The organism is Schaedlerella sp., assembly GCF_056796775.1.
On the sequence record NZ_JBQIKP010000053.1, the window covers coordinates 20,406 to 29,804 of the forward strand.

General features: G+C 50.0%; 9 protein-coding genes. 7 read left to right on the forward strand and 2 right to left on the reverse strand.

From position 1 onward, the window contains the following. Positions 1 to 84: 84 nt before the first annotated feature. Positions 85 to 231: a hypothetical protein gene (locus ACTOY7_RS18130; RefSeq protein ID WP_004082482.1), complete on the forward strand. Its 147-nt coding sequence runs from the start codon at positions 85 to 87 to the stop codon at positions 229 to 231. 81 nt (positions 232 to 312) lie between these two features. Here ACTOY7_RS18130 and ACTOY7_RS18135 read toward each other — a convergent pair whose 3' ends face one another. Beyond that, positions 313 to 789 (reverse strand): amidohydrolase family protein, encoded by a 477-nt coding sequence (locus ACTOY7_RS18135; protein WP_482671265.1) that lies wholly within the window; start codon positions 787 to 789, stop codon positions 313 to 315. Between the two features lie 186 nt (positions 790 to 975). Between ACTOY7_RS18135 and ACTOY7_RS18140 the strand changes: the two genes are divergently transcribed. The 3 genes from ACTOY7_RS18140 to nhaC all read left to right on the forward strand — a co-directional run bounded on the left by ACTOY7_RS18140 (position 976) and on the right by nhaC (position 4,395). After that, complete coding sequence (locus tag ACTOY7_RS18140) at positions 976 to 1,119, forward strand: hypothetical protein (RefSeq protein ID WP_160282676.1); 144 nt, start codon at positions 976 to 978, stop codon at positions 1,117 to 1,119. A gap of 600 nt (positions 1,120 to 1,719) precedes the next feature. Beyond that, the gene (locus ACTOY7_RS18145; RefSeq protein WP_004076740.1) at positions 1,720 to 2,892 is read left to right on the forward strand and encodes a trans-sulfuration enzyme family protein; all 1,173 of its coding nucleotides are present in this window, start codon (positions 1,720 to 1,722) and stop codon (positions 2,890 to 2,892) included. Between the two features lie 12 nt (positions 2,893 to 2,904). Further along, positions 2,905 to 4,395, forward strand: coding sequence for a Na+/H+ antiporter NhaC (gene nhaC / locus ACTOY7_RS18150; RefSeq protein WP_004076738.1), 1,491 nt, complete (start codon positions 2,905 to 2,907; stop codon positions 4,393 to 4,395). Positions 4,396 to 4,586: 191 nt separating this feature from the next. On the opposite strand, the gene ACTOY7_RS18155 is transcribed toward nhaC, so the two are convergent. Further along, positions 4,587 to 5,294, reverse strand: coding sequence for a FadR/GntR family transcriptional regulator (locus ACTOY7_RS18155; protein ID WP_004076736.1), 708 nt, complete (start codon positions 5,292 to 5,294; stop codon positions 4,587 to 4,589). Between the two features lie 218 nt (positions 5,295 to 5,512). Between ACTOY7_RS18155 and ACTOY7_RS18160 the strand changes: the two genes are divergently transcribed. From ACTOY7_RS18160 to ACTOY7_RS18170, 3 genes are all read left to right on the forward strand, one after another. After that, on the forward strand, positions 5,513 to 6,073 hold the full coding sequence (locus tag ACTOY7_RS18160; RefSeq protein WP_004076734.1) for a TetR/AcrR family transcriptional regulator: 561 nt from the start codon (positions 5,513 to 5,515) through the stop codon (positions 6,071 to 6,073). Between the two features lie 187 nt (positions 6,074 to 6,260). Beyond that, complete coding sequence (locus tag ACTOY7_RS18165) at positions 6,261 to 7,844, forward strand: radical SAM/SPASM domain-containing protein (RefSeq protein ID WP_004076733.1); 1,584 nt, start codon at positions 6,261 to 6,263, stop codon at positions 7,842 to 7,844. Then, positions 7,813 to 8,937, forward strand: a complete 1,125-nt coding sequence (locus ACTOY7_RS18170) for a lysylphosphatidylglycerol synthase transmembrane domain-containing protein (RefSeq protein ID WP_482671266.1) — start codon at positions 7,813 to 7,815, stop codon at positions 8,935 to 8,937. The genes ACTOY7_RS18165 and ACTOY7_RS18170 overlap by 32 nt, the downstream gene beginning before the upstream one ends. The last annotated feature ends 462 nt before the right edge of the window (positions 8,938 to 9,399 follow it).

Consider the following 9,399-nt stretch of genomic DNA (forward strand, 5'->3'; position numbering starts at 1 on the left):
TGAATAAAGGCTTTACACTCATATCTTATTTTGGTACAATGAGAGTATCTCATAGATGATATTTAATAGAAGGGAGGCAATTAAATGACCGACAAACAATTACGATATATCAATAGATTAACTGTTTTTGTAAGAAAACTATTAAAACTTGTACCGCAAGAAAAAAGAGATGAACTTGAAAATGAATTTGATTCTATCCTTTTAGAAGTCACGGAACCAGGCGAAAAATAAAACGAAAGTGTAAAGTCTTTATTGAACGATTAAAGACTTTACACTTTTTTAACGCTTCAGAAGATGATTCAGTATGTCGATTTACAGCATTGCCGCTTTACGCTCGAAACCGGCAATGACTTTTCCTCTGCGGAGAATATAGGGGTGGGAGGCACGGATGCGGATTGCCCCATGTACGCTTGGAGCGTCAACAATATTTAAATCTGCATCATTTCCGATTTGAATGCCGTATTTTGCATCCGGATCAAATGCGCGGGCAGATCCGGAAGTAAGCATATCCCACATAATGCGTGCAGTTTCCGGTGTGTTGTACTGTGCGCAGTAGCATCCCACCAGACCATAATCCAATGGATCACCGGTTCCGTATAGATGAAAGCCGTCGCAAATGGTATCCTGTGCCGTTATCACATTGATCCCCATGTCAACCATTTCACGGATCCGTGTGACACCACGGGTATGCGGTTCGTCCTCCAGAGTCTCTTCCGTACTGGAGATCCAGTTCTTTTTGCCAAAGCTCTGACGTATATGCTTTGTCAAAATGCATATGAGTATTGACAAAGGTGGGGCATGCCATCATACTGTTGGCTTCGATGACTTTCGTTCCGTCAGAAGCGGTTATGTTTTCAAAAATTTCCTTATATTTCCCATTTTCGTCAATCAAAATATCGGCAATGGTTCCGGTTCCGTTTATATTTGCTTTTTTAATAAGTAGCAGAAAATGTAGAAGCGCAGTGATAAGGAAGCATGACTGCGATCGACAGAGTAGATCCGGCAATTACGGTATTTTTTAAAGTACGTTCATCGGATACGATCGTATCGATACCAGAGAACATGATCGTTGCGGCTGTGATCAAGAACACGGATCCGATTACAGAATGCGGAATTTGATTGGCTACGTTACTGGAAAATAAGGCGCACAGCCTGTTTAAATCTGAAAGATTCCTGTTTTCACCAGGAGCGCTTAATAAGACAATATGCCCTCCGGTGTCCTTGATCGTATGAATGGATAGTAATCAGGAGTGTCACTCAGATTGATCCCCAAAACACGCAAATCAAGCCCCTTACAGCCGGCAAGAAGCGTATGTCCTTCAAAAGCGGGTAATTCTAATAGTTCAGCAACTGTTGGAATAGAGAGGTTGCTTATCATATTTGCGTTATTTTAGTACAAGTTATATGGATTAGTGGGAATGGTATATGTTGACTCCATAGGTTGACGTATGACTGTGAAAATGTCATAAAAATGAGCTCCCTGTTTTGTGTGGATTCACCAAAAAAATGGAACTTAGGAACAATATATTGACAAGATTTTACATCGAAATTATAATGAAGCTAAATTGGTTCTACCACTGAACCTCAGAACCAATATAAGCTCTAAAAGGTATGAAAAGTGACTGTCTGACGGTATCCTGTATTCGCTGTTTGATCTGCGGTAAGAGACAGGCAGCCATGATTCCGAGAGCCTATCAAAAAGAAAAGGAGGAATGGATTATGTCCGAAACTGAAAATCAAGATCTGCTTGCCATGACGCATCTGGGGGAGGAGCCGTCCAAGTACATGAAGTCTGTGACACCGCCGATTTTTATGAACTCACTTCATGTATTTGACACTGTGGATGAATATTTTTCCGTGGATATTTTTCAGGATGAATATTACTATGGGCGTGCATCGAATCCTACGGTTGCGATTCTGGAGAAGAAGCTGGCGGCGCTGGAGCACGGCGTCAGGGCGGTTGCATTTTCCGCGGGGATGGCTGCCTGTACGGCGGCGATCATGGCAGTCTGCAAGATGGGAAGCCATATCATCTGCCTGAAAGAAAGCTATGGTCCGGTGCAGCATCTGCTGGATGATTTCCTGATCGAAAAGATGAATGTGTCGGTGTCCTATGTCCGTGGGACAAGGCTGGAGGATTTCGAAGAGGCAATCCGCCCGGAGACGGATCTGATCATTTTGGAGAGCCCGTCTACCCTGCTGTTTTCCGTCATTGACCTGGAGGGGGTCGCAAAACTGGCGAAGGAGCACGGGATCAAGACGTATATTGACAATACATATTCCACGCCGGTATTCCAGAAACCGCTGGATATGGGAATCGACATTGTCATGCATACCATGACGAAATACATCGGCGGGCACAGCGACCTGTCCGGAGGGGTACTGATCTCCAGGGACGAGGAGCTGATGAGAGGGCTGATGATCCAGAGGGACCGGTTCGGGAGCATCCTGGGGCCGATGGAGGGATGGCTTGCAATTCGCGGCCTGCGTACATTGGATGTGAGGATCAGGAGACATTATGAAACCGGGATGCAGGTTGCGGAGTATCTGGAAAAGCATCCGAAGGTGAAAAAAGTGTATTACACGGGGCTGAAATCCCATCCCCAATATGAGCTTGCGAGAAAGCAGCAGAAGGGCGAGTGCGGGCTGATGAGCCTGGAGATTGACGGGGATGAGAAAGCGACGGCCAGATTTGTGGACGCCCTGAACATATTTGAGCGGGGCTGTTCCTGGGGCGGATTCGAGAGTCTTGCGATTGCGTATACTTACAACTGGACCCAGGAGCAGCAGGACTTCCTGGGAGTCAACCGGAGCATTGTAAGGCTTCACTGCGGCCTGGAGGGCGCTCAAAATCTGATCGAAGACTTAAAGCAGGCATTGGAAAAGGTATGATGGAGGTGGATTATGGAAGAGAATAAAATCGAAAAGACAATCAAAACGCCGAGTCTGGGGCTGGCAGTCCTGCCGTTGATTTTTATGTTTGTGGTACTGTTTTCAGGGCTGATTATTTTTAAAGTAGATATCAAGGTACTTTTGCTGCTCTGCGCGGCATTTACAATCGTACTCTGCATGTATCTGGGGCATACCTGGAAGGATGTGGAAAATGAGATCGTTGATAAACTGGCAAAAGCATTTCCGGCGATCATGATCCTGATCACGGTCGGACTGATGATCGGCGCATGGATCGTGAGCGGTACCATTCCGTTTCTGGTTTATATTGGTCTGCAGATCATCAATCCAAGGTTTATCATCGTGACCTCCTTTCTCGTAACCGTGATCCTGTCTGTCAGCACAGGGACATCCTGGGGCGCGGCAGGAACGGTGGGAGCAGCTTTGATGAGCGTGGCGGCGGGAATGGGCGCTCCCCTTCCGGCCGTAGCCGGCGCGATCGTGGCAGGCGCTTATTTCGGGGACAAGATGTCGCCACTTTCCGACAGCACCAACATGTCCGCCATCGCCACAAACACAAACCTGTACAAGCACATCGGGCATATGTTCTATACCACGGTGCCTGGATTTATTGTAAGCTGCGCAGTTTATATCATTGCCGGGATTTCCTTTGCCAGCAGCGGTACGATCGGGCAGGTGGATGAGATTATCAAAACGCTGTCACAGCTGTTCAATCTGAGCATGCCTGTGGGGCTGCTTCTTCTGGTGCCGCCGGTAATCGTCATTTACGGTTCCTTAAAAAAGAAGCCCACGATTCCGGTTATGTTCATCTCTTCCGCGGTTGCAGTCCTGATCGCCATGTTTGTTCAGGGATTTTCTTTTGAAACCTGTGCGGCCAGCATGGTGGGCGGATTCAAGATGGAGATGTTCGTGAATCCGACTGTGGATCTGGAAAATATCGTGAAAGAGGTTCCGAACCTCTTGCAGCGCGGCGGTATGTCTTCCATGATGAATACGGCGCTGATGGCGTTCTGTGCCTTTGGGTTTATCGGGGCGCTGACGATCGCGGGCTGTCTGGATGTGATCCTTTCTCAGATCATGAAGCACATCCACAGCACCGGACAGCTGATCACCGTTACGGCCGCTCTCGGCGTGATCATCATCACGGTCATTGGAGAGGCTTCGGTTACCTTCCTGATGATCGGCGGTCTGTTCAAGGATGAATACATTAAGCGGGGACTGCAGACTAAAAACCTGTCCCGTACGCTGGAGGACAGCATCACGGTGGTGGAGCCGCTGGTACCCTGGTCGCTGGCCGGAGTGTATATGACCTCTACCCTGGGAGTGCCTACGGCACAGTACGCGCCATGGGCATGCCTGTGCTACACGGGTGTGATCTTTGCGATCATCTGGGGATTTACGGGCTTCGGGATCGCGAAAATTCAGAAAGGCGGAGACAATTACGAGGATTATGTGGAGCTTACGGGAAATGAGCTGGAATCGTAAGGAAGCTGTTTTTCGGCTGTTTTACATGCGGGCCGGGTATCCGGCACCGTGACAACAGCCGCCGCGGGTCACTATCGGGTCAATGTGTGATCCGCGGCGAACAGCAATCCTGCTTTTGCGGCTTCGAAGAACGCTTTATCATGGGCCATACGCGTTACAATTCGCGGCCGGTCAGGCCGTGAATTGTAGCGTCAGGCTTCCCCGGTATCCTCAGAGATCAGAGAAAATCCGTAATTGTTGATTACATCCACTGCCCGAAGGGCAGAGTCCGTATCTTGGCGTATGATGGCTTCGGCAAGCATCAGGTGCTCCGGAACCGTAAAAAGCCAGACCGAATCATTTTCGCTGGCGGCGCTTTCTCTCCGGATAAACCGGTCGTCACGGATCTTATCAATGAGCTGATGGATCACAGAGTTCCCGGCCATCTCATAGAGCTTATGGTGAAAGCTGTGGTCCAGTGTATGGCTGTAAATATTTTTCCGATATTCCTCCTGCATGTCCATTGCAAGGGAGAGGAGTTCCTGTTTCTGCTCGGGTGTACCGCGGACGATTGCGTTTACAATGGTCTTGTGTTCCAGGGTATCCTGCAGCTCCTGCAATTCCCCAGGCGTAAAATCCGTCAGCCGGACAGACAGAACGCTTTTTCCGCTGTCAGGGGTGTTGATATAAACGCCGCTCCCTGTTTTGACGTAGATCAGTCCGCGGTCCTCCAGAATGCGCAATGCTTCCCGGACCGAGTTGCGGCTGGTCTGCAGCATGGCTGCCATGTCGCGTTCGGAGGGGAGCTTGTCCCCGGGCTGCAGATTGTTCATTCGGATATAATTGTAAATCGAATCGGAAATCTTCAGATAGAGGGAATCCTTTTCGACAGGTTCTAATTTCACTTCTCTTTGTTCCATATCGGCCTCCTTTGCATCCATTATTGATTATAAGGCAAAGGAATGTCGGCCGTCAAGTTTTAGGTTTCTGTTCATATTGACTCCCAGGCCGAAAACCGCTATACTGATACCAGAGTGAAGCGTATTTGACGTTACTGTTCACGGTGCTTTGCGCTTTGCCGCAAGGCATCTGGTCAATAAAGCAGCACCATTTGACGGACGCGGGGGAGGGATTGGATTTGCCGGGGTTTACCAAAAGGGCCATAAGAAATTCTTTTATCAGGCTTCTGAATGAGCGGCCCGTGAGCCAGATCACGGTCAAGGATATCGTGGAGGACTGCGGGATCAACCGGAATTCTTTTTATTATCATTATCAGGATCTGCCTTCCATGGTGGAGGAGATCATCCTGGAGGAAGCGGAGGCCATGGTGCGGCAGCATCCTTCGGTGGACTCCATCGAAGAATGCCTTGATCTTGCGGTTTCTTTTGCGCTGGAAAATCGGCGCGCTGCCATGCACCTTTACTCGGCGAACAGGGATCTGTTTGAACGGTATCTGTGGAGGGTGTGCGAGCATGTGGTGGACACCTATATCAGCACCGCGTTCGCGGAATACCGGCTGAAAGAAGCAGATAAGCGGGTACTGGTCCGTAATTACAAATGGGAATGCTTCGGGGCGGTGCTGGACTGGCTGAACGGAGGAATGAAGGAGGACATCCAGGCGGATTTTTACAGGCTGTGCGAATTAAAAAAAGGAATGCTGGAGGAAGTGATCCGCAGAAGCGCCGGAGAGCAGGATTAAAAAAGCTTCCACCTGTACAGGTGGAAAAGCTTTAGATAGACATTTTCACGGGATTGTCTGATTTTCAGACATCAAAGGGAAAGTGTCTATTTTTTATTGGGCAAAAATTAATTATAGTGGATGGAAAGAACAGGTACAAAAATTTAATGAATCAGGCAGGAATTTATTTTACAGGAGGGATATACTAATGAGTGAAATGACACACAAGGCAGGAAGGGCTGCATTTGGTAAAGCGATCGACATTGCGCTTCAACACAGGGACAAGGACTGGGAGCAGGATGCCAAGCGGCTTCTGGACCTGATGCAGAAATATATGAGCGGCGCGAAGCTGGAGTTTGACTATGAACGGGCCAGGGAGAGGATCTGTGACAGGGAAGGGACACTGAACCGGTATGTACGGCGGATCCTTGCGGAAACGGATCCCCATGTGCTCAGGACGACGGCGCTCAACCTGGGCTTTGAAGCATTTTTTCACGGGACAAGGACGATCCGAAAGATGCGGGGGATCCATCAGTGCAATATCCCCTGGCTGATCTTGATGGACCCGACCAGCGCCTGCAACCTGCACTGTACCGGATGCTGGGCGGCGGAATACGGAAACCGGCTGAACCTTTCCTTCGAGGAAATGGATGACGTGATCAGACAGGGTAAGGAGCTGGGAATCTATTTCTATATGTTTACAGGCGGAGAGCCTCTGGTACGGAAGGCGGATCTCATCCGGCTCTGTGAAAAGCACAATGACTGCGCGTTTCTGGCCTATACAAACGGAACGCTGGTGGATACGGCGTTCTGTCAGGAGATGAAACGTGCCGGAAATCTGTATCTGGCCATCAGTCTGGAGGGCTTTGAAGCGGTCAATGACCTGCGCCGGGGGAACGGTGTCTACGGAAAGGTCATGCATGCCATGGAGCTGCTCAAGGAGAACGGCCTGCTCTTCGGGACATCCATCTGCTATACCTCCAGGAACATAGAGGCTGTGACCAGTAATGAATTTGTGGACCTGCTTGTAGAAAAGGGCTGCCGCTATGCGCTGTATTTCCATTATATGCCGGTGGGAAATGAGGCCGCCGTGGAGCTGCTTCCCACTGTGGAGCAGCGGGTGCGGATGATGGCGCGGGTCAGGGAGATCCGGAACATGACAACCGGAAAAGGCCTGTTTACCATGGATTTCCAGAACGACGGGGAGTTTGTAGGCGGCTGCATCGCGGGGGGACGGAATTATTTTCACATCAATGCAAATGGGGACGCGGAGCCATGCGTATTCATCCACTATTCGGACGCGAATATCCGGACCCATACGCTGCTGGAGATCTTAAAGCAGCCGTTGTTCATGGCTTACAGAGAAAACCAGCCCTTCAACGACAATCCTCTGCGTCCCTGTCCGATGCTGGAAAATCCGGAGATCCTGGAACGGATCGTGAAGGAGACCGGGGCCCGCTCGACGGATCTGCAGTCTCCGGAGAGCGCGGAGCATCTCTGTGCAAAATGTCATGAATATGCGGCAGGATGGGCGCCGGCCGCGGACCGGCTGTGGGGAGAGGGCAGATCACGCGCGGATCGGCTGTGGAGAGAAGGCGGATCATGCACGGATCGGATGTGGAAAGAGGGCAGATCACAAACGGATCAGCAGCATGAAAATTGCCGGTCCTCGAAAACCGTATCTCAGATCGGCTGCGCCGGAAAGGCAGGAGCAGGAAAGAGCCGCAGGGGAAAGAAGGAAAACCATGAGAAGGAAAAATATGAAACCTGTCAAATGGCAGCGGGTCAGTAAAATATTGATATTTTGTCTGCTTCTGGCGGCAGCGTTTTTCTACCGGGATTCCCTGGCCGAGATCTTCCAGGGGATCCGGCAGGCCGAACCGGCCGCGGTTCTGATGAGCGCTATGCTGTCCATGGCAGCGTATTTTGTGGAGGGGATGACCATAGCCTGTATGGCGGGGGCGGTCATCCCCTCCGGTTTTTGTGAGCGGGATTCGCCATTGCGCCCGCAGTCTCAGGCACGCACTGTACAGGATCCGGTCCGGGCAGAGGCGCTGGATGAGAATGCCGGGCAAAAGGAAGGGCAGGCAGGTTCTCTCTCGATCAGACAAGGGATCAGGATCACATTTTTATGTGAATTTTACCGTATGATCACGTTGGGAAACGGTTCGGGATTTGCGGAGATCCACTACCTCCATAAAAACGGGATGGAGGCCGGAAGTGCCGCAGTGCTGACCATGATCCAGTATATGCTGAAAAGGACTGCCGTCATGCTGCTTGGGACGTTTGGATTTGCGGTGCTGTGGAGAGAAGGAGATACCAGGGCGGTCTGTCGGGAATATGCGCTGTTTATGGCAGCAGGCTGCGGGGTGACAGCCGGGGTGATCCTTGTATTTACAGCACTGGCGCTTTCTGACAGGATCGCTTCCTGGGCGGAGCGGCTTTTGGAAATGCTGACGCGGAAGCTGCCGTCCTGGGAAAAACGCTTCTCAAAATGGAAGGAACAGATCCGGCTGCTGAACCAGTCCGGAAAGGATTTTTTGAAACAGAAGCGGCGGAGCCTTTGCGCCCTGGCGCTGCAGATCGTGAAAATGCTGCTCTTTTATTCCATTCCTGCAAGCCTTCTTTTTGGAAAGATCGGGATTTCATTTGCAGAGTCGATCCTGCTCATGGCAGTTGCGTATATGCTTTCCGGGATCATCCCGGCACCCTCCGGGGCGGGGGCGCTGGAGTTTGTCTTTGTGCTGTTTTTTTCACGTTTTACGGATTCAGGCAGGGCATTGCCCGTGATCCTGCTCTTCCGGTTCGCGACCTGGGTGCTGCCCTTTGGGATCGGCGGGGGACTGATGGCTGCGGGCAGGAGGAAGGAAGCGAAGCAGCTCTGACGCTTAAAAAATTTTGAATAAAATCTTGCATTATTTGGGGCTATTGCAACGTTTCAATAAAAGGCCAGGAAACTTTTTCTTCGCACATAGGATAAAACATCCATTCGTCTAAATAAAAGCAGGAACGATGAAACACCTGGCCCCGTTTGATATGATGTCAGCATAAAAAGCAGTAGTCTGGCAAGGGAGGTTGGGAACGATATCTTGTGATTCTTTATGTAAATATTGATTGATAGCTCAGACTTTACGTTCCTTTGCAAAAGTAACTTTCTATCCAACGTCTGAAGCTCTCTGAAAGAAGAAGTCCGGATTGGATTTTCTCCACTCCTGACAGAGGGATTTTGCAGATATAGTGTATTATCCTGAAAGTCGAGCAATAGACACTAAAAATTTTCCACTTGTATGGTTGAACTGTTGTTCGAGAAACGGAAGTCGGGGATACCCTTCCTACGCACTGGAATA

Excerpts from the sequence above, each read along its gene's own strand:
- ACTOY7_RS18130 (WP_004082482.1), top strand. The coding sequence starts at position 85 with ATGACCGACAAACAATTACGATATATCAATAGATTAACTGTTTTTGTA.
- ACTOY7_RS18140 (WP_160282676.1), top strand. The coding sequence starts at position 976 with ATGACTGCGATCGACAGAGTAGATCCGGCAATTACGGTATTTTTTAAA.
- ACTOY7_RS18145 (WP_004076740.1), top strand. The coding sequence starts at position 1,720 with ATGTCCGAAACTGAAAATCAAGATCTGCTTGCCATGACGCATCTGGGG.
- nhaC (WP_004076738.1), top strand. The coding sequence starts at position 2,905 with ATGGAAGAGAATAAAATCGAAAAGACAATCAAAACGCCGAGTCTGGGG.
- ACTOY7_RS18155 (WP_004076736.1), bottom strand. The coding sequence starts at position 5,294 with ATGGAACAAAGAGAAGTGAAATTAGAACCTGTCGAAAAGGATTCCCTC.
- ACTOY7_RS18165 (WP_004076733.1), top strand. The coding sequence starts at position 6,261 with ATGAGTGAAATGACACACAAGGCAGGAAGGGCTGCATTTGGTAAAGCG.
- ACTOY7_RS18170 (WP_482671266.1), top strand. The coding sequence starts at position 7,813 with ATGAAACCTGTCAAATGGCAGCGGGTCAGTAAAATATTGATATTTTGT.